Source organism: Pedobacter sp. MC2016-24 (assembly GCF_015223055.1).
GTDB lineage: Bacteria > Bacteroidota > Bacteroidia > Sphingobacteriales > Sphingobacteriaceae > Pedobacter.
The window spans coordinates 366,279-391,317 of sequence record NZ_JADFBX010000003.1 but is presented as its reverse complement, the minus strand read 5'-3'; the positions used below and the strand labels follow the sequence as shown (position 1 = coordinate 391,317).

21 protein-coding genes are annotated in these 25,039 nt (G+C 41.1%); 12 read left to right on the top strand and 9 right to left on the bottom strand.

Annotated features, from left to right (window positions below):
* Nucleotides 1-21 precede the first annotated feature (21 nt).
* Nucleotides 22-951 carry a 2-hydroxyacid dehydrogenase gene (locus tag IM797_RS10050; RefSeq protein ID WP_194126980.1) on the bottom strand — a complete coding sequence of 310 codons (930 nt, stop codon included), beginning with the start codon at nt 949-951 and terminating at the stop codon, nt 22-24.
* A 1-nt stretch (nt 952) separates the two neighbouring features.
* The gene (gene rsmA, locus IM797_RS10045) at nt 953-1,735 is read right to left on the bottom strand and encodes a 16S rRNA (adenine(1518)-N(6)/adenine(1519)-N(6))-dimethyltransferase RsmA (protein ID WP_194126979.1); all 783 of its coding nucleotides are present in this window, start codon (nt 1,733-1,735) and stop codon (nt 953-955) included.
* Between the two features lie 108 nt (nt 1,736-1,843).
* Between rsmA and pdxA the strand changes: the two genes are divergently transcribed.
* From pdxA to IM797_RS09985, 12 genes are all read left to right on the top strand, one after another.
* Nucleotides 1,844-2,923: a 4-hydroxythreonine-4-phosphate dehydrogenase PdxA gene (gene pdxA, locus IM797_RS10040; protein ID WP_194126978.1), complete on the top strand. Its 1,080-nt coding sequence runs from the start codon at nt 1,844-1,846 to the stop codon at nt 2,921-2,923.
* Between the two features lie 72 nt (nt 2,924-2,995).
* Nucleotides 2,996-3,529 (top strand): DUF177 domain-containing protein, encoded by a 534-nt coding sequence (locus tag IM797_RS10035; protein ID WP_194126977.1) that lies wholly within the window; start codon nt 2,996-2,998, stop codon nt 3,527-3,529.
* Between the two features lie 18 nt (nt 3,530-3,547).
* Nucleotides 3,548-3,739 (top strand): 50S ribosomal protein L32, encoded by a 192-nt coding sequence (gene rpmF, locus IM797_RS10030; RefSeq protein WP_048903635.1) that lies wholly within the window; start codon nt 3,548-3,550, stop codon nt 3,737-3,739.
* A gap of 98 nt (nt 3,740-3,837) precedes the next feature.
* The gene (plsX, locus tag IM797_RS10025) at nt 3,838-4,776 is read left to right on the top strand and encodes a phosphate acyltransferase PlsX (protein WP_194126976.1); all 939 of its coding nucleotides are present in this window, start codon (nt 3,838-3,840) and stop codon (nt 4,774-4,776) included.
* Nucleotides 4,777-4,787: 11 nt separating this feature from the next.
* Nucleotides 4,788-5,777, top strand: a complete 990-nt coding sequence (locus IM797_RS10020; protein WP_194126975.1) for a beta-ketoacyl-ACP synthase III — start codon at nt 4,788-4,790, stop codon at nt 5,775-5,777.
* A gap of 69 nt (nt 5,778-5,846) precedes the next feature.
* On the top strand, nt 5,847-6,323 hold the full coding sequence (gene accB, locus IM797_RS10015) for an acetyl-CoA carboxylase biotin carboxyl carrier protein (protein ID WP_194126974.1): 477 nt from the start codon (nt 5,847-5,849) through the stop codon (nt 6,321-6,323).
* An 83-nt stretch (nt 6,324-6,406) separates the two neighbouring features.
* The gene (gene accC / locus IM797_RS10010) at nt 6,407-7,747 is read left to right on the top strand and encodes an acetyl-CoA carboxylase biotin carboxylase subunit (RefSeq protein ID WP_194126973.1); all 1,341 of its coding nucleotides are present in this window, start codon (nt 6,407-6,409) and stop codon (nt 7,745-7,747) included.
* Between the two features lie 103 nt (nt 7,748-7,850).
* On the top strand, nt 7,851-8,741 hold the full coding sequence (tatC, locus tag IM797_RS10005) for a twin-arginine translocase subunit TatC (protein ID WP_194126972.1): 891 nt from the start codon (nt 7,851-7,853) through the stop codon (nt 8,739-8,741).
* 24 nt (nt 8,742-8,765) lie between these two features.
* Nucleotides 8,766-9,206, top strand: a complete 441-nt coding sequence (rpiB, locus tag IM797_RS10000; protein ID WP_194126971.1) for a ribose 5-phosphate isomerase B — start codon at nt 8,766-8,768, stop codon at nt 9,204-9,206.
* Nucleotides 9,206-10,798, top strand: coding sequence for a M28 family peptidase (locus IM797_RS09995; protein WP_194126970.1), 1,593 nt, complete (start codon nt 9,206-9,208; stop codon nt 10,796-10,798). Before rpiB ends, IM797_RS09995 begins: the two co-directional genes overlap by 1 nt.
* A gap of 117 nt (nt 10,799-10,915) precedes the next feature.
* Nucleotides 10,916-12,298, top strand: a complete 1,383-nt coding sequence (locus IM797_RS09990; RefSeq protein WP_194126969.1) for a LutB/LldF family L-lactate oxidation iron-sulfur protein — start codon at nt 10,916-10,918, stop codon at nt 12,296-12,298.
* A 27-nt stretch (nt 12,299-12,325) separates the two neighbouring features.
* The gene (locus tag IM797_RS09985) at nt 12,326-13,141 is read left to right on the top strand and encodes a hypothetical protein (RefSeq protein WP_194126968.1); all 816 of its coding nucleotides are present in this window, start codon (nt 12,326-12,328) and stop codon (nt 13,139-13,141) included.
* Here IM797_RS09985 and IM797_RS09980 read toward each other — a convergent pair.
* The 7 genes from IM797_RS09980 to ruvA form a co-directional block, all read right to left on the bottom strand.
* Nucleotides 13,090-13,704: a SprT-like domain-containing protein gene (locus IM797_RS09980; protein WP_370583074.1), complete on the bottom strand. Its 615-nt coding sequence runs from the start codon at nt 13,702-13,704 to the stop codon at nt 13,090-13,092. The two genes, IM797_RS09985 and IM797_RS09980, sit on opposite strands and share 52 nt — an antisense overlap.
* 19 nt (nt 13,705-13,723) lie before the next feature.
* Nucleotides 13,724-15,841, bottom strand: a complete 2,118-nt coding sequence (gene feoB / locus IM797_RS09975) for a ferrous iron transport protein B (RefSeq protein WP_194126967.1) — start codon at nt 15,839-15,841, stop codon at nt 13,724-13,726.
* A gap of 4 nt (nt 15,842-15,845) precedes the next feature.
* The gene (locus tag IM797_RS09970) at nt 15,846-16,061 is read right to left on the bottom strand and encodes a FeoA family protein (protein ID WP_194126966.1); all 216 of its coding nucleotides are present in this window, start codon (nt 16,059-16,061) and stop codon (nt 15,846-15,848) included.
* A gap of 290 nt (nt 16,062-16,351) precedes the next feature.
* Nucleotides 16,352-16,759, bottom strand: coding sequence for a VanZ family protein (locus IM797_RS09965; protein ID WP_194126965.1), 408 nt, complete (start codon nt 16,757-16,759; stop codon nt 16,352-16,354).
* Between the two features lie 3 nt (nt 16,760-16,762).
* On the bottom strand, nt 16,763-17,143 hold the full coding sequence (gene gcvH / locus IM797_RS09960; protein WP_194126964.1) for a glycine cleavage system protein GcvH: 381 nt from the start codon (nt 17,141-17,143) through the stop codon (nt 16,763-16,765).
* 93 nt (nt 17,144-17,236) lie between these two features.
* Nucleotides 17,237-24,439 (bottom strand): cell surface protein SprA, encoded by a 7,203-nt coding sequence (sprA, locus tag IM797_RS09955; protein ID WP_194126963.1) that lies wholly within the window; start codon nt 24,437-24,439, stop codon nt 17,237-17,239.
* 9 nt (nt 24,440-24,448) lie between these two features.
* Complete coding sequence (gene ruvA, locus IM797_RS09950) at nt 24,449-25,033, bottom strand: Holliday junction branch migration protein RuvA (protein ID WP_194126962.1); 585 nt, start codon at nt 25,031-25,033, stop codon at nt 24,449-24,451.
* Nucleotides 25,034-25,039: the final 6 nt, after the last annotated feature.

The window sequence follows — 25,039 nt, the reverse complement described above, 5'->3', positions numbered from 1 at the left end:
AAAGCTTAGTTTATAAGTACTTTAACTAGGCAGTGCGGCTAATTTAGCAGCCAATACCTCAGATATTTTACGGTAAGATTCAAATGTCCAGCCACCAACATGTGGGGTAAGGATCAATTTACCAGACGACTTAAGTTCTGCATACCAATCCTGCGTAGCCAACGCAGGGAATTTTTCAGCTTCCAGTACGTCTAGTCCGGCTCCTATAATTTTATGATTCTGGATGGCATTGAGTACAGCCTGGGTATTTACCACCTCACCCCTTGCTGTATTGATAAAAAATATTGGTTTTCGGAAATGAAAGAGATATTCCTCATTGACCATTTGTCTGGTCTCTGAAGTTAACGGAATGTGGAGACTCAATACGTCACTATGTTTTACAATTTCTTCCATGCTCACTTCTTTGGCATAAGCATCTGAAAAACCTGTTTTATATTTATCATAAGCGATTACGTTAACTTCAAAGCCAGATAGCTTTTTAGCAAAACTTTTCCCCATAAAACCATAGCCAATGATCCCCACCGTTTTACCTTTAAGTTCATAGCCGCGGTTTCCTTCACGGTCCCAGATACCATTACGAATCTGAATATCCGCATTCCGAAAATTATTCATCAGACTGAGCAATAAACCAGTGGCATGTTCGCCAACAGCATCCATATTACCTTCGGGTGCATTAAGTAAAGCGATGTTACGTTCCCGGGCAAAATTTTCATCAATGTTATCGAGTCCGGCGCCGGCACGTGCGATGAATTTCAAGGCAGGTGCGGCTTCCATCAATTCCCGGTCAATTTTAAACTTTGTCCGCACCGCTATACCAATATACTGATCTATAACAGCCATGGTTTCAGCGCGGGTAATTAGCGGTTTATCATCCACTTCGTAACCCAGTTCAATCGCTTTATCCTTAAAAGCAGGGTGTAAATCGTCGACAATCAGAATTCTTCTGCTCATATTATTGAGTAAGTTGTGTTAAATGTTGTGTTAAAGCAATGAATTCGGCTACGCTAAGCTGTTCGGCACGTTTATCAAAAAAAGTATGATCGTCCATTTTGTCCTTAGGTACTACGCCCGACAAAGCATTTCGCAGTGTTTTTCTACGTTGGTTAAACCCGGCTTTTACTGTTCGCCAGAATAACTTTTCATCGCATGGCAAGGTTTCAACCGCATTCCGGCTTAACCTGATCACTCCGGAGTTTACTTTAGGTGGGGGGTTAAAAGTACCTGGTTTTACTGTAAACAAATACTCGATATCATAGTAGGCCTGGATCAACACACTAAGAATGCCATAATCTTTGGTACCGGACTTGGAAGCACATCGTTCTGCAACCTCCTTTTGAAACATGCCAACCATCTCCACCACGTTTTGCCTGTTTTCTAATATTTTGAAGAGGATCTGCGATGAAATGTTATAGGGAAAATTTCCAATGATGGCATATTTCTCTTTAAATATTTCTGAAAGGTTCAAGGCCAGAAAATCGCCGTTAATCAGCCGATTGCCTAACTGGGGATACTTTTCCTGCAAAAAATGATACGATTCCACATCAATATCGATCAGAAAGGTTTCCAGATCTTCACGTTCCAGTAAAAGATCTGATAAAATCCCCATACCCGGTCCGACCTCCAGCACTTGTTTATACTGGTCGGTATGTACCAAACCATTTACAATTTTGGCCGCAATCTTTTTATCTGTTAAAAAGTGCTGCCCTAAATGTTTTTTTGCCCTCACCAAACTCATATGATCTCTTTATAAGGCCGCAAAATATTAAAGATTTATGAGTATCAGACTAAGATTATGATGAATTAAGGTGAAAAACTGTAATTTGCGCTAAATTTCTAATTGGGTATGAGTAATAAAATTAAAATCGGAATCAGCATAGGAGACACAAATGGAATTGGTCTGGAAGTCATTCTTAAGACTTTGGCACACAACAGTATTTTTGAATACTGTACACCAATTGTATATGGCCATACTAAAGTAGCTTCTTATCATCGTAAAGCATTAGGCCTGGGCGATTTCGCTTTTAATGTGATTAACGATACCAATTCGGCAAATCCGAAGAAAGCGAACCTGATCAATTGCTGGGAAGAAGACGTTAAAATAGAACTGGGAGTTTCGAATGAAACCGGTGGAAAATACGCCTTGCTTTCTTTGGAAAAAGCAACCGATGCCTTGTTAAAAGGGGAAATTGATGCATTGGTAACTGCACCGATCAACAAACATAACATACAGTCTGACACCTTTAAGTTTCCCGGGCATACCGAATACTTGCAGGAGCGCAGCAGCAGTTCGGATGTATTAATGTTCATGATCAGCGAGGACATCCGCGTTGGCGTGGTGACCGGACATATTCCGGTAAAGGAAATCTCGCAGAGCATCACTAAAGAAAAGATCGTTAAAAAACTCTTGCTGATGAATGAGAGTTTGAAAAAGGATTTCTGGAAGGAAAAACCGAAAATTGCGGTATTGGGTTTAAATCCGCATGCGGGTGATAACGGGTTGCTTGGCAAAGAAGAAGAGGAGATCATTATTCCGGCCATACAGGAAGCCTTTGATAAGGGTGTGATCTGTTTTGGCCCCTACCCTGCCGATGGCTTTTTTGGCAAAGGCACGCACAAACAATTTGATGCTGTACTGGCGATGTATCACGACCAGGGTTTGATTCCTTTTAAAACCATTGCATTTGGAACCGGGGTAAATTACTCTGCAGGTCTAAAAATTGTAAGAACCTCACCGGATCATGGGACGGGATATGATATTGCAGGTAAAAACCTGGCAGACCCATCATCTTTTATCGAAGCTGTTTTTGCGGCCATACACATTGTGAAGAACAGAAGAGAGCAGGAAGAACTGTTGAGGAGCCAATTGAAAGGTGGTGGAAAAATCACTGAAACACAATTTGACATCAAAGACGATGCGTCTTAAAAAGAGGTAATTAAATAAATTTGCAGTCAATAAAAATAATCCCTACATTTGCGGGCTAAAATTTTGTTACAATTGAAACCACTAAAACAATTTTCGATCCCTTTTACCGGCTTAAAAATTGGCAAACATTTGTTTGACTTTGAGATTGATAACAGCTTTTTTGACGCTTTTGAGTATTCTTTAGTAAAAAAAGGAAATTTAACTGCGGAGGTTGAGCTAGATAAACAAGAAACAATGCTAATTTTGCATTTCCGTATCAAAGGAAACATTGTATTAGATTGTGACAAATGTTTGGCTGAATTTGAGGCTCCAATTGAAATACAGGAAAGACAAATTGTAAAATTTGCCGAAGATGAATTAGAGAGCGATGATCTGGAGATCATGGTAATCAACAAAAAAGAAAGTGAGATCGATGTATCGGAACTGATTTATGAATTCATTACTGTAGCGGTACCTTATATTAAAATATGTGAGGAAAACGGCAACGGACAGAAATGTGATCAGGAGATGATTGCAAGACTGGAAAGACTGGCTGTAGGATCACAACAAGAAGAAGAAAAACAAGATGCAGACCCAAGGTGGGCAGCATTAAAAAAATTAAAATAATAATTAAATAAATTAGCAATGGCACATCCAAAACGCAAGATTTCTAAGAGCAGAAGAGATAAGAGAAGAACTCACTATAAAGCAGAAGCTCCTTCTTTAGCTACTTGTCAGACAACAGGTGCAATACATACTCCTCACCGTGCTTACAACGTTGATGGTAACCTGTACTACAACGGTAAATTGGTTATTGAAAACACCTCAATAGGTTAATTTTCTTGAAAAATAGTTTGTGTTTTAAGTTGGCGAACGTTTAACTTAGGAACTTAGAAAAACGGCAATTTTGCCTGAAACACAAACTGATTTTTACTATGAAAATAGGTCTCGATATAATGGGCGGAGACTATGCTCCTAAAGCTAATGTTTTAGGAGCAATAGCAGCCCATCAATTGTTATCTCCAAAGGAGCACATAGTGCTTATAGGGGATACGCAGCAGATTAAGCCTTTACTCTCTGAAAACGGATTCAATCCGGATCACTTTGAATATGTTCATACCGAAGAAGTGATTGGTATGGGCGAACATGCCACTAAGGCTATTGTTCAAAAACCAAACTCAAGTATTTCTGTAGGATTCAAAATGCTCAAAGATGGGCAGCTGGATTCATTTGCAAGCGCTGGAAACTCTGGTGCAATGCTTGTTGGTGCCGTATTTAGTGTTAAAACTATCCCGGGCATTATCAGGCCTTGTATTACGACTTTTCTTCCAAAACTTAGCGGAGGCCTTGGCCTGATGCTGGACGTTGGTGCAAATGCAGATTGCAAGCCAGATGTATTGCTTCAGTTTGGTGTATTGGGCAGTCTTTATGCAGAATATGTCATGCAGATTGACAATCCGAAAGTAGCCTTAATGAACATTGGAGAAGAAGATGAAAAAGGGAACATGCTCAGTATGGCTACATTCCCCTTGATGAAGGATACCCAGTTGTTTAACTTTGTGGGAAATGTGGAAGGAAGGGATTTGTTTAATGACAAAGCGGATGTGATTGTTACAGACGGCTTTACCGGAAATGTAATGCTTAAACTTGCAGAATCATTTTATGTTCTGACCCTGAAAAGGAAAATGAAAGATGAGTTTTTTGACCGCTTTAACTATGAAAACTATGGTGGAAGTCCCGTTCTTGGTGTAAACGCACCAGTCGTGATTGGCCATGGCATCTCTAGTCCTACGGCAGTAAAGAATATGATTCTTCAGTCCAGAGACATGATTACAACTGGCTTGGTTGCGAAAATACAAGCTGCTTTTAAATAATTAAAGATAAAATGAGTAAAATTCACGCTGCGATTACAGCTGTTCATGGTTACGTTCCAGATTACGTGCTTACCAACAAGGAGCTGGAATCAATTGTCGATACTACGGACGAATGGATTACGTCCAGAACAGGAATCAAGGAGCGAAGAATATTAAAAGGTGAAGGTTTAGGAACTTCGGACATGGCAGTACATGCGGTGAACGGCCTGCTTAAAAAACGTGGTATCGGGGCTGCAGAAATTGACCTGATCATTTTCTGCACCACTACGCCAGACCTTCCTTTTCCGGCATCAGCAAATATATTAGCCGATAAGATCGGTGCAAAAAATGCCTGGGGTTACGATCTTCAGGCAGCATGTTCGGGATTTATTTTCGGACTATCTACAGGTTCACAATTCATTGAATCTGGAAAACACAAAAAAGTTTTAGTAGTTGGCGGAGATAAGATGTCTTCTATCATTAATTATGAAGACCGTACAACCTGCATCATCTTTGGCGATGGTTGCGGTGCGGTGCTTTTAGAGCCTAATGAAGAAGGTCTTGGCATTATGGATTCTGTACTGAAAAGTGACGGAGCAGGCAGGCAATATCTGCATCAAAAAGCAGGTGGTTCGGCCAGACCTGCAAGTCATGAAACGGTAGACAATAACGAGCACGTGGTGTATCAGGAAGGTCAGGCAGTGTTCAAATTTGCAGTAACCAATATGGCAGAAGTTGCCGCCCAAATCATGGATCGCAATAACCTGACTTCTGATGACGTGACCTGGTTGGTTCCGCATCAGGCCAATAAGCGCATTATCGACGCAACAGCATCACGTATGGGTGTCGGTTCTGAGAAAGTTATGATCAACATACAGCGTTATGGCAATACGACGAATGGTACAATTCCGTTATGTTTGTGGGAATGGGAAAGTAAATTGAAAAAAGGCGACAACATTATTCTTGCTGCTTTTGGAGGTGGATTTACCTGGGGTTCTGTTTACATCAAGTGGGCGTACTAATTTTATAAAATAAATAATCTTAACTTAGATAGTTCTAAAGAAGTACTATTTTTCTAAATAACCTAAAAAATGGATATTAAACAAATTCAGGAACTTATTAAATTTGTTTCTCGTTCGGGCGTAAATGAAGTTGCTATTGAGCAGGAAAACTTCAAAATAACAATCAAAACCAATCAGGCCCCTACAATTGTTCAGGCAACTGTACCTGCGGTTCAGGTTGCGGCACCAGTAGCTACAGCTGCTGCACCACTTCCGGTTGCTCCGACAGAAACTCAGGCTGCTGCAGCCGTAGAAGATACTTCAAAATACATTACTGTTAAGTCTCCGATGATCGGTACTTTCTACCGCTCTTCGAGCCCGGATAAACCTTCATTTGTAAACGTAGGTGATGAAGTATCTGTGGGTAAAGTAGTTTGTATCATTGAGGCGATGAAACTTTTCAATGAAATTGAAAGTGAAGTTTCAGGTAAGATTGTAAAAGTCCTTGTAGACAATGCATCACCAGTAGAGTACGACCAACCTTTATTCTTAGTAGAACCGATTTAATCCGTCGTGCTGGCTCATACCAGCATCTTCATATTCAATACAGGCCCTGAAATACATTCAGGGTGACGAAAAGGAAAAAATATATGTTTAAAAAAATACTAATTGCCAACAGAGGCGAGATTGCGTTGCGCATTATTCGTACCTGTAAAGAAATGGGCATCAAAACCGTAGCTGTTTATTCTACTGCTGATCGCGAGAGTTTACATGTGCGTTTTGCGGATGAAGCCGTTTGTATTGGACCTCCTCCAAGTAAGGATTCTTACCTGAGCATTCCAAACATTATTTCGGCTGCCGAACTGACCAATGCCGACGCCATACACCCGGGATACGGATTCTTATCTGAAAATGCTAAGTTTTCATCTGTATGCCGCGATTATGGAATTAAATTTATTGGTGCAACTCCTGAGCAGATCAATTCCATGGGTGATAAAGCCTCAGCTAAAGAAACCATGAAAAAGGCAGGCGTTCCGACGATACCAGGTTCAGAAGGTTTGTTGGAAAGCGTAAAAGAAGGAATTACCATAGCCAATGAAATGGGTTATCCGGTAATTCTGAAAGCTACTGCCGGTGGTGGTGGCCGTGGAATGCGTGTGGTATGGAAAGATGAGGATTTTGAAAATGCCTGGGATAGCGCAAGACAAGAATCAGGTGCTGCCTTTGGTAATGACGGATTGTACCTTGAAAAATACATTGAAGACCCACGTCACATCGAGATCCAGATTATTGGTGATCAGTACGGTAAAGCTTGTCACCTTTCAGAACGTGATTGTTCGATCCAGCGCAGACACCAGAAACTGGTGGAGGAAGCGCCATCTCCGTTCATGACTCCTGAATTGCGGGAAAGAATGGGTGAGGCTGCGATCAAAGGTGCAATTGCTGTACAATATGAAGGCGCAGGAACAATTGAATTTTTGGTTGACAAACACCGCAACTTCTATTTCATGGAAATGAATACCAGGATCCAGGTAGAGCATCCGGTAACCGAAGAGGTAATCAATTATGATTTGATCAAAGAACAAATTAAAGTTGCTTCAGGCGTTCCGATTTCCGGAAAGAACTATTTGCCGGATATGCACGCGATTGAGTGCAGGATCAATGCTGAAGATCCTTTCAACAACTTCAGACCTTGTCCTGGAAAGATCACTAACTTCCACTCTCCGGGTGGACATGGTGTCCGTGTTGACACACACGTTTATGCCGGTTATCAGATTCCTTCCAATTACGATTCCATGATTGCAAAACTAATTTGCGTGGCACAAACCCGCGAAGAAGCCATCAGTACTATGGAGCGTGCATTGAGCGAGTTTGTGATAGAAGGTGTAAAAACTACGATACCTTTTCACTTAAAACTAATGAAAGATCCTAACTTTAGGGCTGGTAATTTTACAACTAAGTTTATGGAAACTTTTGAGTTCTCTGAGTAGTGAAAAAAAATTATATACTGGTGAAAAAACTATTTCATAGATTTTAAACGTAAATACCATTCTGACAAAATAGAATGGTATTTTTGTTTTACAAATAACATACATGAGTGAGCCTACAAAACGCGACCTGATCGGCGCGATAAAAGAAAAAGGAAAAAGCCTGGAAGCAGAAATGTCTTTCTTTGACCATATTGATGTATTGAGAAAACATTTATTGCGGGCATTACTGGTCATCGTATTGTTTACAATTGGTGCTTTCTGGTTCTCGGACTTTATTTTCAATGAGTTGATAATGGGACCTAAAAATCCCAACTTCTGGACCTATAGGATGATGTGTAAAATGGCCGCAGCATTTCCAAACCTGATCGGCTCAGATTTTTGTATCACGCATATCGATGCCAAAATTATCAATACAGAAATGGCAGGACAGTTTACGCTCCAGATCAATTCATGTATTATGGTTGGTGTTGTGCTTGGGATCCCCTATTTATTGTTTGAACTTTGGTTATTTATTAAACCGGCTTTACATGACAATGAGCGCAAGTCAGCAAGTAGTTTTGTAACTTTTGCCTCTGTACTGTTCTTTCTCGGGATTTTATTTGGCTACTATATCGTTTGTCCTTTGTCGGTTAACTTCCTGACTGGATTTACTGTGAGTAAGGAAATTGAGAATACATTTACCATATCGTCCTACCTATCGTCGATATCTACGTTAACTATAGGCTCGGGTATCATTTTTCAGCTGCCTGTAATCATCTACATTTTATCTAAATTCGGCATCATGACCCCAGCGTTTATGCGCGCGAGCAGAAGATATGCAGTAGTATGTATTTTGGTTATTGCAGCAATAGTAACGCCAACGCCGGATATTATTACGATGCTTGTTGTTGCTTTGCCGCTCTTTATTTTGTATGAAGTAAGTATCTTTATCTCTGCAAATATTGAACGCAAAAGAAACAAAGAACTTTATGGCGTAGCCAAAATAAAAAAATAACATTTAAACAATAAGATCGCAAAGATGTCAACGCAAACAAAACCAACCATTGCACTAGGTGCCGACCACGCCGGATTTGAATACAAAGAAATGCTGAAAGCGTTTTTAACTGACTACGAGGTTAAAGATTTCGGAACATATGCACCAGATTCTGTTGACTATCCGGATTTTGCACATCCCGTTGCTGATGCGGTAGAAAGCGGAGCTTATCAATTTGGAATATTGGTTTGTGGAAGTGCCAATGGCGTAGCCATTACAGCGAATAAACATCAGCAAATCAGAGCAGCCATTTGCTGGTTAACTGAAATTGCATCACTTGCAAGACAACACAACAATGCCAACATCATTTGTATACCAGCCAGGTTTGTATCTCAAGATCTGGCCAAAGAAATGGTAAGCACCTTTTTGACCACAGCTTTTGAAGGTGGAAGACACGGAACCCGCGTAAATAAAATATCCTGCTAATGAGAAAGCAACTGCTATATACAAGCCTGGTCTTGTTTTTAGGATGCACTGCTGCAGCCCAGAACAAAGATGCCATTAAATTTAGCCAGAGCATCAACAAAGATAATGCTTACAAACATTTGTCTGTATTGGCTTCTGATGCTTATGAAGGCAGGGAAACTGGTAAAAAAGGTGGCTGGATGGCAGCAGATTACATCAGGGATTTTTTTAAAAGTCTGGGATTGAAAGGCCCAGTGAATGGGGAGTACTTTCAACCGATAGACATGGCCAGCTATACCTTATCACAAATTTTAACAGTTGATGGGCAACCGGAAGAAGCTTTAAAAGATTATTATGTCATGCCTTATCAGGTATCGGCGGATGGCTTTGCTTTTAATGCAGGCAAAATTTTGTTTGTAGGTTATGGCTTGACCAGAGATGGTTATAATGATTATGAAGGACTGGATGTTACAGGGAAGGTTGTGATGCTGATCAAGGATGGAGATCCTTCTGGAACGCCTACAGGCCGCAATGCGGCCTCAGCCCTGAATGCGAAGTTAAAATACCTCAATGACCATAGAGCTGCCGCTGTATTGGTCATAGATACGGAGGTAGATCATATTCCTGACCAGCTTAAAGCCTATCTGCAAAAGGAGGAAGTGATGATGAAAACGAAGGAAAACCTGGAGCGTTTAAGTACGACCAAAGGTATTCCAGTAATCAACATCAGCACTACCCTGGCCAATAAATTATTAAAGGCAGCCAATACCAATTTAGAGGCTGTTAAAAAGAAAATAACTGAAAGCGGCAAACCTGCTTCTCAGGAACTGGGCATTACGGTGACCGCGAGCGCGAAAAAATCAGCAGAAAAAGTCCGGGCAGAAAACGTTCTGGGATATCTGGAAGGTTCTGATCCCAAATTGAAAAACGAACTGTTGGTTTTGACTGCGCACTATGATCATATCGGAATTACTCCGGAGGCAAAAGGTGAAGACAAGATCAACAATGGTGCGGATGACGATGGCTCGGGAACAACAGGTATACTGATGCTTGCCGAAGCATTTTCAAAGGCAAAAAAAGCAGGGAAAGGTCCTAAAAGAAGTATTCTTTTTATGACCGTAACCGGTGAGGAGAAAGGTTTGCTGGGCTCGGAATGGTATTCGGAACATCCGGTTTTTCCTTTGGAAAAAACCATCACCAATCTGAACATTGATATGATTGGTCGTGGCGATAAGGCCCATGCAGACGATAACAATTTCGTATACATCATTGGCTCGGACATGTTAAGTACGGATCTGGACCGCATAGGTAAAAAGGCCAACAAAGATTATGTTGGACTTAAACTGGATGAGCAATACAATAACCGTACAGATCCCAATCGTTTTTACTACCGTTCAGATCATTACAATTTTGCCAAACATGGCATACCCGTCATCTTCTATTTCAATGGCGTACATGATGATTACCATCAACCCGGAGATGAGGTTAGTAAAATTGATTTCCCAATGTTAGCTAAAAGAGCTAAGTTGGTTTATTTTACGGCATGGGAACTTGCAAACGGAGCTAAAAGACCCGTAGTTGATAAAAACGAAGACGGCACAAAGAAAAATTAATCACATATCCTATCGTGAAAAGACTATATTACCAGGGTAATATGGTCTTTTTTGTTTAAAACCTATATTTAAAAGTCGCTGCGTCATGCTTAAGCTTATTTATTTTTATATTTGGAAATGATGAAGGTATCTGAAGAATTTTTAGTTAAAGCAGATGAGAAGGCCTTTGATTTAGGGCATCGCAAAACAATTAATCACAATATCGGTAAATATAATACTGCAGTTGAGCGCGGGCTGTCTAGATTTGAAAATCTGGAGAACTCTAAAAAGAAGGCTCATGTGATTAAATGGAGAGTGATGGAGAACCTGGATAAATTTTTACCAGAGTTCGAATCTAATTTTCAGCGCCGTGGAGGAAAGGTAATCTGGGCCAATGATGCAGAAGAGGCTCAGAAAGAAATTCTAAATATCATCCATAAAAACGGGGGCAAGACAGTCATCAAATCCAAATCTATGACTACAGAAGAGATTCATTTGAATGATTTTCTGGAAAAACACGATATAGAATCTTTGGAAAGTGATTTGGGGGAATACATTGTCCAGTTACTGGGACAAGCGCCCTATCACATTGTAACTCCTGCAATGCACCTGAGTAAGGAGGAAATTGCCAAATTATTTCATGAAAAATTTGGTACTCCGCTGGACTATAGTCCGGAGCAACTCGTTCAAAAAGCAAGAGAACTTTTGCGGGAAAAATATCTGAGCGCGGATATTGGAATCACAGGTGGCAATTTTTTAATTGCCGACACCGGTAGCATTGCGCTGACAGAGAACGAAGGTAATGCAAGGCTTTGTACCACCTTTCCCAAAATTCATATTGCCATCGTTGGCATTGAAAAAGTTATCCCTTCCATGGCAGATCTGGACCTTTTCTGGCCCTTATTGTCCAGCCATGGAACAGGTCAGAACCTGACGGTCTACAATACCATATTGAGTGGCCCGAGAAGTGCAGAAGAAACAGATGGCCCCGAGGAAATGTATGTCATTTTACTGGACAACGGCCGGACTAATTTACTGGCACAAAAGGAACAAAGGCAGGGCTTATACTGTATTCGCTGCGGGGCTTGCTTAAACGCCTGCCCTATTTATAAAAATATTGGTGGCCATACTTACAATACAACGTATAGCGGACCAATCGGATCGATCATTACACCGCATTTAAAGGGAATGAAAGATTTTAAACACCTCAGCTATGCCTCTAGTCTCTGCGGGAAATGTTCTGAGGTATGTCCGGTTAAAATAGACATCCACAAAATGTTATTGCTCAACAGAAGAGATGCAGCTGCCACACATGAAAATACGAAAACCGAAGATATTGGGTGGAAGATATGGAAAGTGGGCATGCTTAAGCGCTCAAGGATGGACAGCGTGGGGGGTAAAATCAAAAACTTCTTCTTAAAATTCCTGTTCAAAAAAATCTGGGGAAAATACCGTACAATGCCAGAAGTAGCACCTAAATCCTTTGCTAAATTATGGGAAGAAAAAAAGAAGGCACGATAATGGTCTGTTAAAGTTTAAAGCGCAAATATGAAAGCATTACTATGGTCAGCAATGGGTCTTCTTTTTTTCAGCGGCTGCAATCCCGGCCCCAAACATCCGCAAGCCGATTTGGTGAAACATAATGATGTGATGAACATGTCAGCGCAGGAAATCTTAAACTATGCGGATTCCATTGACGCCAGTCTGCCTGCTTTGACAAAAGAAAGTAGCCTGGTCTTTAAGATTACGCCAGACGAATCTTTATTTGTTGATCAATATCGAAATAACGGCCAGCAGCCGGTATGCTACGTAGAACATACCAGTAGCGCAGGAATAAGTGAAATAACATCAACATATTACCTAAAAAATGACAGTCTATTGCTGGTTCGCAGGCGACAAACACGGCTCAAAAGCGGATTGACACAATTCAGTGATCAGCGTAGTTTTTTAAGAAACAATATCGTATTTAAAACTGAAGAAAAATCAGGGCCCGACTCTTCCGGCCTGGCAAGACAAAGTTTTTCCGAAAGGAAAAACCCTCAGGATAAGACCCTAAATCCTTATGCAGAAAAGATTGTGATGTTCAAAGATGCATTGGCCGGCGTCAACAAATTTGAACTGGTATTTGATAAACTTGTTCAATTACCAGATGCCAGACATCTGCTTTTAAAAGGAAAAATACCGAACGGATATAGTGCAAGTATACTGGTAGAAGAACCCGATTTATTAATCGACAGTTTACAAAATGATCCCAGACATTTTAATGCCAGAAAACTCAATTTCAATTGGGAGATAAAAGATCATGAGGCCGTTTACGTACCTGTTGCTGATAATTTGACCTCCGCTAAGGGATTAAACAAATAGATATTGCCATTATCCAGGCAAATGCACCGGTAACGTTTTCTTAATCGTTCCCCTTTTCTAAAACGTCTTCCATCTTTGATGCTGAATATCGCATCCATCGGAATCTCTTCTAACCGGGATACATCCAGGGGCTGGTCATACTTTTTCAGGGCTCTGGATAGTTTAAGATCGGTACAACTGGCAGCAGAAGGATTGTTCAGATAGCTGACCACTGCATGTTTGACATCAGCAGGAAAAATCTCCTGATTTAAAAACGGCGCCATCATTCTTTTAAAATTATGCTTCCATTCTTCTCCGTGAGGCTTAACCTTATTTTGATAATCGTTCCAGGTTAACAAATGTGCAAATTCATGAACTGTAGTTACCAGAAACTGATACACATTTAAGTTATTGTTCACAGATATTTTGTGTCCTTCACCACGGTAAGGATGCCTGTAATCACCAAGTTTTGTTGTCCTGCCTTTTGAAATTTTAAATTCACATTGAAAATAATCAATCCATCTGGCAATAATCGGAACCGCATCAACCGGCATATATTGTGCTAAAATACGCTCTTTTTCCACCAGTACCAATATAGGTAAATTACTTTAAAAGTTGGTAGGCGATTAAGCTGGCTACGTAGGCCAGTCCTGTCATATACACCAATTGAATGACTGGCCATTTCCAGGACTTGGTCTCCCGGTAAACGACTGCTACTGTACTCATACATTGCATCGCAAATGCATAAAATAGCATCAAAGAGAAGGCTGTGGCAAATGTAAATACAGGAAGCCCGGTATCAGGATTTCTGGCAGCTCTCATTTTCTCTCTAATCGTTGCTTCAGCCTCGTCACCACCATCTACACTATAAATGGTTGCCATTGTTCCTACAAAGGCCTCTCTGGCCGCAAAAGAAGTAATCAGGGCGATGCCGATCTTCCAGTCAAACCCGAGTGGTCGTATTGCCGGTTCAATCACGTGACCAAGAATACCCGCATATGAATTTTCCAGACGCTCTGCAGCATGGTCCCTTTCCAGGGTACTGATCTGAACGCTATCCTTACTTGCCTCAATGGCGGCATACTTTTTATCAATAGCTTCAAATCGGTCAGACGGGCCATAAGTTGCCAATACCCATAAAATGATTGAAATGGCAATGATCACCTTTCCTGCTTCGATGACGAAGGTTTTTGATTTCTCGTACATCGTATAAAGCACATTGCTCCAGCGCGGCATTCTATATACCGGAAGCTCCATGATGAAGTATGATTTCTCTTTGGCTTTGATCAGAAAGTTCATCACAAAAGCAACCGTAATTGCAGCAAAAATACTGATGAGGTACATGCCCATTAAAGTCAGTCCCTGCAAATTGATAAAGCCCCAGACCATTTTTTCAGGAACAACCAAACCAATAAGTAAGGTATAAACCGGCAGACGTGCAGAGCAACTCACCAGGGGTGCAACCATGATGGTAATGATCCGGTCTTTCCAGCTTTCAATATTTCTGGCACTCATGATTGAGGGAACAGCGCAGGCCAGACTACCAATCATTGGTACAACCGATTTTCCGCTTAGTCCAAATTTGCGCATGATCTTATCCATCATAAAGGTTACTCTTGCCATGTAACCAGTATCTTCCAGGATAGAAATGAAAGCAAACAAGATGGCAATCTGAGGAATAAAAATCACGACCCCACCCAGACCTGCAACCACACCATCTAACAACAGATTGGTCAGAATGCCATCTGGTAAATGTTCGTGACCATATGCGGTAATCCACAGGAAACTCTTTTCAATAAGTTCCATCGGATAAGCCGACCAGGAGAAGATCGAATTAAAAATAAAGAAAAGTATACCGATAAAGATGATAAAGCCCCAAAACTTATTGGTTAGCACCGCATCAATCCTATCATTAAAAACGAACTTCCTGGCAGCACCGGTATCTTTAATTACACCAGTTAATACTGTACTTAAATATCTATAGCGGGCTATGGTTTCCGCAGCCTGTAATTTAGAAGATTCAAAACCCTGATTCGATTTAATTTCTGCAAAGGCCTTCTTATCTTCAGCAGAGAAAACTTCCAGTGTTTCGTACTGATGTAATACCTGGAGTGCAAAATAATTGTTTGCTGTATTCAAGCGGGTTTTAGCGAGGTCAATAGCCTCTGGAGCCAAGGCGTGTACATCAGCACCTGCAACCTGCGTTGCAATTGAAGTCGTATTGTTGATGGCTTCTTTAAGTTCAGTTAAACCCGAATTGCTCCGGGCAGATATGGCTACAATCTGAATACCAAGACGCTGGGAAAGCTTATTGACGTCGATTTCAATGCCTTCCTTTTTGGCCATATCGGTCATATTCAGTGCAAGTACCACAGGTAATCCCAGATCTGCAACTTGGGAATACAACAATAAGTTACGCCTTAAATTTGTGGCGTCAACCACCAAAACAACGGCATCAGGAAAACTCGGGTTGTTTCGGTCTGCAAGTACCTGAAAAACGATACTTTCATCCCTGCTTTTCGGATATAAGCTATAAGTTCCAGGTAAATCTATCACTTCAGCCTGTTTGTCTGCTGACAACTTACAATAACCAACTTTCTTATCTACTGTAATCCCCGGAAAATTTCCAATTTTTTGATTTAACCCGGTAAGAAGATTGAACAGGGTTGACTTTCCGGTATTGGGATTACCAACTAATGCAATTTTAATATTTTTTCCCAAACCACTATTGAATTATAATAATAGAAGCTTCGCTTTTTCTTAAGCAAAGCTGGTAGCCAGCTACGCGAATAGCTATTGGATCACCCAGTGGGGCAAAGCGCTCCACCTCTACGATTTCACCTGGAAGACAACCCATCTCCATTAATTTTACAGACATATCTAAATCGGTAAATGCGACTATAGTTCCTTGTTCTCCCGGCTTTAACTGTGATAATTTCATCTGTATAATCAATTTGATGTTGTTAGTCTTTCCATAGCAATTGATGCTTTATGTTAGGCTACGCCCGCAATTTAGCCTTAATTTATAATAATTCCAAATAAAGTAAAAGACGCGGTAGGATTCGCAGATCGTTACCGTTGCGGATAACTGTTATAACTTACTTTGGGACACTTACATCCCGGTTTAAAGATGCTGCAACCAGTAGAGATCCCGATAAGTAATATTAATGTTAACTTAATTGCTATAGTTTTCATCCGTTTGTAATTTGCTTTTTACAGGTAATTAAGCTGTCAGGATTTGACGGCCTCGTTATAATTAGATTTATGCAACAATACGTAACTAAATACTGCCATCAATACGCCAATCATATCGCAACCAAAATCCCACCATTCGCCGGAACGGTAAGTAAAAACGGTTGTTTGCAAAATCTCAATTCCCCCACCAATAGTGGCAGTGATCAGGATAATTTTAAATATGGTTAAAGACCTGAAACTGTAATTGTGCTGATGCCTGATTTTGCCATAAAATAACAGCACGGTCAACACAAAGAAAAAACCCAGGTGGACCAGTTTGTCAAAGCCTTCAAAAAAAATGCCTGTACCACCGGTATCAGGCATTTTTATATTGCAAAGCACTAAAATCATAATCGTCCAGACGATTGCCCAGATCTGATATTTTAATCCTTTAAAAAAATTCATTAATTAAGCTCCCACCAATGCTTTATAAGCATCAGCTGTTAATAAGTTTTCTACATCAGCAACATCAGCAAGGGCAACTTTTACCATCCAGCCCTGACCATAAGGATCAGAGTTTACCAATTCAGGACTGTCATTCAATGCAGCGTTTACTTCCAATACAGTTCCTGTAACCGGCATAAACAAATCAGACACGGTTTTAACAGCTTCCACTGTGCCAAAAACATCATCTTTACTCACTTCATCACCTACTGTATTGATGTCGATATAAACGATATCACCCAACTCACGTTGTGCAAAATCAGTTATACCTACCAAAGCTTCGTTACCTTCTACTTTAACCCATTCGTGGTCTTTTGTGTATTTCAATTCTGATGGAAAATTCATTTTTTTATTTTTATTTGTTAGTTATTATCTAAAAAAGGTACAGCTTTCCTGAACCGATTCAAAGATAATTAAATCTCTGCATTTAAAACAACGCTAATTCAATGTAACCCTCAAACTAAATCCAAAATTACTAAAGGAGGTATTGAAGGTTTGTGAAGTGTAGGGCTTGGTAATGTTCGAATCATAAAACAACCTAACGTTGAATCTTTGGTTGAGGATATAATCCACGCTTGGTCTAAAGGTGATGTTCTTTGCTCCTGATGACACTTCCGCATCTAAGATGTCAGCCCGATAGATCACCGTCTTATTATCCCGGATGGCAATATCCAGTTTAAAGTCCATGTTGTTATCCGTCTTAACACCTTTCAGCAAACCAAAAGGAAACCTGAATTTGGTTGTACGGTATCCTAAACCAAATACCATGTTATTTTCAGACATCTGCGCAAGCTGACTGTTCGCCAAACTTAAACCAAGCAAACGTGTTCTTCCCATTTCAAAATTAACGGTCATGTTGTTTTTCAGCCTGGTATCTACACCAATCAGTGGTGCAAACTGTTCTGCTATGGTAACCTGTGCATATTGGTACTTTGGCAAGAAATTGCTGTTTTCATCTTTACTGATTACAGCGCCATTTGCTTCCTGATAACGAAGCAAAGAATTGAATCCATTGATGCTATATACAGAACGATAAGAATGTCTTAAATCTATGGAACTAAAGCGCTCTTCCAGGAAGGCAATCCGGGTTAAGCCGCGGTAGTTGATCCTCCAGTTGGGCAAAGGAATCTTAGGCATAGAATTTAAGCTGGAAGAGCTGGCATCTTTGCCGGTATAAGCCGCAAGGAAAGCAGAAACAATTACATCCTGTGCATTCTTGTCATAACCATTGGCGTATCCCGAAGGTAGCGTACCGGATGAATTCGGGTTCTCAGCACCCAGGCGTTGAGAAATCACCTGCCGGTTATCCATAAACTTGTTGAACAAAGTGGAGACGGTACTACCGGTCTTGTCAGAAAAAGCAGTTCCGAGAGAGATAAAAGATACACTATAGTCACCTGTAGTAAAGGGACTCAGATTTTGAAAATCCTGGAGTGACCTGTCATACCTGAAATTGGTAGAATAGTTGAGCGTGCGGTTCTTGTTTGCTGTTAAAGTAATGCTCAGGTCCCTGATCGGTTCAACCAGTCCGGTAATGCTAATGTCTTCACGCAGGGTGTTGATGTAAAGCTGCGACTGCAGGGTATCTCTTGTAATCCAGCCATGGTTAAGCGCCATTTCCCTGATGTCGCGCTGGCTACCAAATACAAAGCCCAGACCAGGTGCTCCGGTGATATTGTCAATTCCAAAATAACTGGTTTTAGGTAAATAACCCGGTAAAAATATCCCTTGCGTTTTGGTATATGCGGCATTTAAATTCTTCACGCTGGTGAGTAGCCCAACCAGGAAGCCTGTTCCAGATTCCTTATCTCCGGCACCTTTATTGGCTCTTCTTACAAAGCCAAACTTATTGTACAGTCCGGCCAGATTGAGGGTCGGATTCAACTGTATCGTTCTTGAATTCTGAATGGTATTACCCAAGTCGATCAAAGGATCCCTTAAGGTAGAAAGCGGTTCAGTCTGCCAGTTAAAATTAGTTCCGTAACGGGTAGCTACAGTTACCCAATCCATGCCAGGAATTTTGTTAATTGGCAGGTTATAGCTGATGTTCATGTTGTGCGTATAGTCAGTCGTACGACCTAAACGCTTCATGTTTTGCCACAATGTATCCCTTTTCAGGCCTTCAATTTTGCCATCTGGTTCGTCAATAATGGAGTAATTGGTGGCATCAAAATCTAGGGTCAGCGATTTGGTCAAATTCCAGGATATACCATATACACGGGTAACCAGGAAATTCTTATTGAAAGTTGCCCTGATCGGGATGCTATTATTTGGATCATTATTTCTCAAATTATTTTCTGAATAATAACGGTCCACATCTATCCTGAAATTGATGGAGCTCGGCAATAAGCTAAAGTTTACATCTTTCAATAAGGCCAACGTATTCGATTTAATAATTTTCCTGAACGGTTCGATACTTTTTGAAGGACCTCCAGAATAATTATAAGCTAAGGATGCCCGGTAGGTTTGCTGTACATTATTTTCAATGATAAAATCACGATGTGCAAGCTTGGTATAAGCATAGCTGGCGTTAAAGTTCTCTACATCCCATACCTGAGGTTTTTTATCCGGATTGGTCCGTTCTTTACGTACATTGGTAAAGTTGATGCTACTTCTGGTGGTATAGTCCTGGGCATATTCCAGTATGGCTTTCTTTTCTGACTTCGAAGCTACATCCAATGCATTTTTCAATTCAATATCCGGAGTTTTCGGGTCGTACTGAGGCGTACTTACCTGTGAAGAATAACTCACAAACATGGGTATTTTTACCCCCGTCTTCTGAGGAAGGAATTTACCCAGCTCCATGCTGGAGGAGATGTCAAAAAATACATTATCCGCACGGTTTCGTTCACTCACCCGTTTCTCCAAAGACCCAAAACCAACGGTAGATTTACTTCCGGAAATGTTTACATCCGCAAAATCAGCCAGTTTCGCGCTCATCCGCGCCGTTGCAGCCCAACCGCCCCTTTCATCAAACTCAGTCAACCTCAACTCATTAAACCAAACCTGAGCGGATTTATCCAATCCATCATCCCCAGTACCGACAGCATTGTTCTTAGCCGGGTTAATTACCCCCAGCATGTAAACCCTAACTTTACTCATATCTGGCTGCCCCTTTACAATAATGGTTTTACCATTGATAATATAAGGGAATGGTTTACTGATGTTCCATGGTAAGCCATCCACATCAAGGGCTTTATTACGGGCAAGTTTAGCCTGTTGGAAAAGCGTCAGGTCAATATCCAGTTTATTCTGATCCGGCCATATGGCGTAAGGATCACTTGTTCCGGGACGTGTTACTTTAAGGGGTTGCGAATATTGATAATAGTTATCCTGATTATCGGTGCCGATTCTTAAAAATGCATTCAGATCGTTATCGTTCAACGGTAAATTCCCTAGTGCTTCCAGGTGAACAAACATTTCCAGACGTTTATAAGAGCGGAAATCACTCATGGCAGTCTTAAAAGTTGCCCTTCCATAACCATCTCTCAGGTTTTTAACTGTCAGTGCCAGTGCCTGCTCATTTTGTCTGGTGTCTCCGCGATAATTGCTAAAGTCACGTTCTCTTTCAATACCAGGAGGAACTACATAAGGAATTGGTGTACGTTTACCGTTCTCTTCAATGTTCACTGTAGAAACTTCGATTGTAGAATTGTCTGCCCCCACATTTTGGAGTGCCGGATCAAGAATAACCTGTGAAGCCTCGTTATTGGAATTGTACTGTCTCCATTCTCCTCTGACCAATTGAATCTTTCCAAACCTCAATACGGTAGTATCTGCGAAATTGGTCATGAACATCCGGATGAAACGGATAGACTTGAAATCCTGAATCCCGCCCACTTTATCCTGATACTGATCTAATGGAATCCTGATCTGATACCAGGTTACCGGTGCCTTTTGTCCGTTCGCCAATGCAACGGTTGAAGTCACTTTATCGGTTACAAATTTCTGACCAACCACTAAGTCGCCCGGACGGATAGATACTTTATATTGAAAATACTCGTCACTCTGGGTCATGTTGTTATCCCGGTTGATATCTTCTCCATCTGGCAAAGAAGTAGAGGCTGAGTTGTCCACACCAAAATCTTCTATGGATTGCTGTGCAGTTTTAGAGTTACCCTCCGTACCGTTAAAACGCTCGTAACGCTTCAATATTCCTGCGTTTTCCTGATCTAAAACACGTCCTCTGAAATAAACATAATCATCCGAAGACGGGTCATTGTCTATGGAAGCGGCAGCATCGGGATTGAGCTGAGATTTGATTTGATTGATCAATGAGCCAAACTTAGCTTTTTCATCCACATTAGATAGCCCATCCAAACCAACATCCTGTGATCTTCTTGCCGCTGGGTCATTGTCAAATGCCTGTACTACCGGTTGCAGTTTCGGCACCCTTCCCCAATTGGTTTCATCATATTTGCTTGGGTCGCCATTGGCTGGCAAACCATTTTCTAAAGACTTACGTCCGTCTTTTAAAATATCTTCTGAGATGTTACCGATGTTAAAATAAAGATCTCCACCTGCAGCATTGGTTTTATAAATGAAAGGGTCCATCACCCAAAGCTCTATATATTCAATATTCAAAGCCTCAAAGTCATTGGTTTCTATTCTTCTAAACAAACCACCCCACCTGGTTTTCGGATTTCTCAAAGTACCATCCGGATTAAATCCTGTAGTAGCGAAATTATAAGGACCACGAATTGTCGGATAAAATGCAACGTCCAGTGTTGGCAAAGTTAATGCCTGTCCTGTACTCGTTTCTTTGAACGGAAAAACCTCCTGCTCAATAATCTGCCTCACATAATGATTGGACTGCTCATTCCGGTTGTTGATCAGACTTGATGGAATGATGCCGCTGGTCCGATTATAAAATACAGGGTCAATGTTATAAAAAGCAATACGCGCCCGATTATAACCATAGGCGAGGTTGTCTACCAATTGCGATTCCGGGAAAAGCTGTGGTGTACCCGATAACTGCCAGGCTACCGCACTTTTTAAATCGATCACGGAACGCGAAGCCTCAAAATCATCCAGATAACTGGTGCCGCGATTTTGTCCACCAAAATTAAGTGCACTTGGATGCCCAGGAATCAATTGGGCAAACTCTCCCGAAAAGGTAAAACTCGAAGGTGCTTTGGTAGATATAAACGGAATTTTGTCCACCATTTTAGTCAGGAACCTTGAAGGCGAGCTGTAGTTCAAATCCATTCCCCACATGGTGTTCGAGATCGGTTCCTCACCCACATTTACTTTGGCGGTCAGGGGTTTCTCGGTCAGGTTCATTAAAGTACCACCTATATTCAATTTGTTGTTCACCTTATAATCCAAACGGGTTCCAAACAAGGACCGTTGCTGTAAACCAAACAACTCATTATTTTCTGTCGTAATACGTATTGGTTGTCCAGAACTCAACAAAGCCGGATTGATGATCCGGACTCTTCCGCCCTGGTAATCTACGGTAAAGTCTGCGCCCTCCTGTAATGGAATGGTCCCCGCAAATACCCGGACCGAACCTTCGGGAACATTGATGGAATTCAAGCTGAACTCTGATGAGATTTCAGATTGATAAGATCCTTTGATGATGTACCGGTTTTGTTTACTGAACAATTGCTGCGCGATTACCTTGGTGGAATCGTATAAAGCCGTAAAGGTATATTTGTCAATTAAGGCTTGCTCTGTAGGCAAAAACTGAGCGGCCAGATCCGTTCCAAAAGGTTCTATCAACGGAAATATGATACGTCCGTTCAGTGGATCTATGGTAATGTACCCTGTCATGGTATTGACCGAGAAATTAATCTGGTTGCTTCCCGTAGCGCCTGATCCGGAACCATTGTTTCCAAAAATCTGCGTTTGTGAAGTACTATTGCTATTGCTTGCTACGAAAGGTTTATTTTCAGCCTGAAAGTCAAATACTCCATCAGGCTTACGCTCCTGCTGTTGGTTCAAACGATCCAGACCAGTAACCTGGATCCATTGTTTCCCATTTAAGGGGACGCGATCTGCATCCAGTTTTTCACCCTCCTGAATCAATGGTTTTTCTACCCCAGTCTGTTCATCAATCCTAAAAATATCCAATCTGAAATTCTGCCGACTGATCTGGTACCCACCAATGGCATAAATGTTTTTCATCATCAAGTCCCAGGTAGGCAGGTTGATTTTGGTAGTTTCATTTTTTAGCAATTTGGTATAAAGTACTTTTGGTGTAGCCTGGTCAAATGTCACATCTGTGGAGAATTCACCAACCTGGTATTCTACTCCATTAAAAGTGTAGCGGTATGCCACACTTAAAACCTCATCGCTATTTAAAGCATTATTTAAAGAGATGTAACCCAATTGCGGATGAAAGGTGTATTCCCTTTCGGTCAATTTACGGGCATAGGTTAATTTGGCATAATTGTCTGTACCGCCATTAGCCGCAAAAAAGCCAATCACGCTGTTGGAATTGGTTAGCCTGGCATCTGCGGGCAAACGCTGCAGCAAATTATTGGAATTGGTTGGAAATGTCGTATTTAAAAAGCCGGAAGGCAGGGTTGACTGGCCTCCTATGAGCGAGTTGTTGTATGGCTTATTCTCCCCCAAATCAATCAGCCCCAGTACGTCCCTGGAATCCTGTGTATTTCCATTTTTGTTGGTAATCCAAACTTCAATTTTGGTAATTAAAATACTCGTAGTTAAAGTTGGCGGATTTTGCAGGGTTTTGTTATAGTTGTCCCTAAAATACTGGGCCAGGAAATAGTGTTTATTGGCCTCATAGTTGTCGGCACTAATCCGATATTCATTTTGCTGTGCGCCATTATTGATCTGAATCTGGCGCGACTGCGATTTTTGCTGGGTAAAAACAGTACTTACATTCAGTTTACCAAATTTCAATTGTGTTTTGACTCCAAACAGGGCCTGCGTGCCGTTTATCAATGTGGTATTGAGGGGTAAACTTACATTACCTGCCTCTATTTTTTGAATAATGTCATCTTCTCCCCCGGTATAGTCCAGCTTCACCTGATTTTCAAAATCGAATTGCGCTTCCGTATTGTAATTCATGTTGATTTTCAACTTGGTACCGATGTTACCAACCACATCCATCTGGATACGTTGATTGAAATCAAAATTGCCCTGTACACGCTGACGCTGATTAAACAGCGGATTTTCATTCTTATTGATCCGGCCAAGAAAAGTCAATTCAGCCTCACCCCTGGGTTGGATGTCAATGGTTGTCCCACCGAAAATTCTTTCAAACGATTTGCTGTTTACCTTTAAAGTCGGGATGACACCTGTTTTACGTACGTCGTTGATCTCCTGGTCTGACAATTCCCGCCAATTTCCCCGTTTGATTTCACTATTTACCAAACGCTGGTATTCCTCTACTGTAAGGTATTGGGGTGGTGCGTATAATCGGTCTCCGATCAATTGCCGAATGATGTATCGTTTGTTCACCGCATCATATTCAACCTCCCTTTTTACATTGTCAGGAAGTGGATAAAATGGGTTTGAGAGCGATCTTAATCCAAGTCTTTGTTTTTCTTTGAGACCGAAAGAGTTTTGTAGAGTATCTGCAACTTTCTTTTTGGGAGCAACCTGCGAAAAAGCTTGTTGTCCACCGAAAGAAATGAGGAGAAGTAAGAATAGCGCTAATAAGTTTTTCAATGGTAGAATTTATAAGTTCTTCAATGCTGTTTTTATCATTTGTTCAACAGACAGATCTTGTCCCCCAATTTTCACCGCATTGTCTATTGCCTTTTCCGAAGCTGCCTTGGCAAAGCCTAACATCATCAATGCTGACAATGCTTCTTCTTTTACTGTATTGTTTAAAGGTGCAGAAATTAATGATCCCGAACCTTCTTTTTTTAATTTATCTTGCAGCTCAAGCACCAATCGCTGCGCGGATTTGGCACCTATCCCCTTAATCCGCTGTATCAAAGGTAAATCTGCATTTACGATTGCCGTTTGAATTTCTGTTGGGGTAATCGATGAGAGCATCATTCGGCCCGTATTGGGTCCAATTCCTGATACGGAGATCAAATGTAAAAAGAGCCTGCGCTCACCCTCATCAGCAAAGCCGTAAAGGGTGTGCGCATCCTCTTTAATGTGCAGCCAGGTATAGATTTTACACCTTTCGGTATCTTTCAGGCTGCTGTAGGTATTCAATGAAATATGAATGTGGTAACCAATGCCACCTGCCTCCACAACAATGTAGGTTGGACATTTAAAACTGAGCTTACCATCAATGTATTCAAACATATTTAC

Excerpts from the sequence above, each read along its gene's own strand:
- IM797_RS10050 (WP_194126980.1), bottom strand. The coding sequence starts at position 951 with ATGAGCAGAAGAATTCTGATTGTCGACGATTTACACCCTGCTTTTAAG.
- rsmA (WP_194126979.1), bottom strand. The coding sequence starts at position 1,735 with ATGAGTTTGGTGAGGGCAAAAAAACATTTAGGGCAGCACTTTTTAACA.
- pdxA (WP_194126978.1), top strand. The coding sequence starts at position 1,844 with ATGAGTAATAAAATTAAAATCGGAATCAGCATAGGAGACACAAATGGA.
- rpmF (WP_048903635.1), top strand. The coding sequence starts at position 3,548 with ATGGCACATCCAAAACGCAAGATTTCTAAGAGCAGAAGAGATAAGAGA.
- plsX (WP_194126976.1), top strand. The coding sequence starts at position 3,838 with ATGAAAATAGGTCTCGATATAATGGGCGGAGACTATGCTCCTAAAGCT.
- IM797_RS10020 (WP_194126975.1), top strand. The coding sequence starts at position 4,788 with ATGAGTAAAATTCACGCTGCGATTACAGCTGTTCATGGTTACGTTCCA.
- accB (WP_194126974.1), top strand. The coding sequence starts at position 5,847 with ATGGATATTAAACAAATTCAGGAACTTATTAAATTTGTTTCTCGTTCG.
- accC (WP_194126973.1), top strand. The coding sequence starts at position 6,407 with ATGTTTAAAAAAATACTAATTGCCAACAGAGGCGAGATTGCGTTGCGC.
- tatC (WP_194126972.1), top strand. The coding sequence starts at position 7,851 with ATGAGTGAGCCTACAAAACGCGACCTGATCGGCGCGATAAAAGAAAAA.
- rpiB (WP_194126971.1), top strand. The coding sequence starts at position 8,766 with ATGTCAACGCAAACAAAACCAACCATTGCACTAGGTGCCGACCACGCC.
- IM797_RS09995 (WP_194126970.1), top strand. The coding sequence starts at position 9,206 with ATGAGAAAGCAACTGCTATATACAAGCCTGGTCTTGTTTTTAGGATGC.
- IM797_RS09990 (WP_194126969.1), top strand. The coding sequence starts at position 10,916 with ATGATGAAGGTATCTGAAGAATTTTTAGTTAAAGCAGATGAGAAGGCC.
- IM797_RS09985 (WP_194126968.1), top strand. The coding sequence starts at position 12,326 with ATGAAAGCATTACTATGGTCAGCAATGGGTCTTCTTTTTTTCAGCGGC.
- IM797_RS09970 (WP_194126966.1), bottom strand. The coding sequence starts at position 16,061 with ATGAAATTATCACAGTTAAAGCCGGGAGAACAAGGAACTATAGTCGCA.
- IM797_RS09965 (WP_194126965.1), bottom strand. The coding sequence starts at position 16,759 with ATGAATTTTTTTAAAGGATTAAAATATCAGATCTGGGCAATCGTCTGG.
- gcvH (WP_194126964.1), bottom strand. The coding sequence starts at position 17,143 with ATGAATTTTCCATCAGAATTGAAATACACAAAAGACCACGAATGGGTT.
- ruvA (WP_194126962.1), bottom strand. The coding sequence starts at position 25,033 with ATGTTTGAATACATTGATGGTAAGCTCAGTTTTAAATGTCCAACCTAC.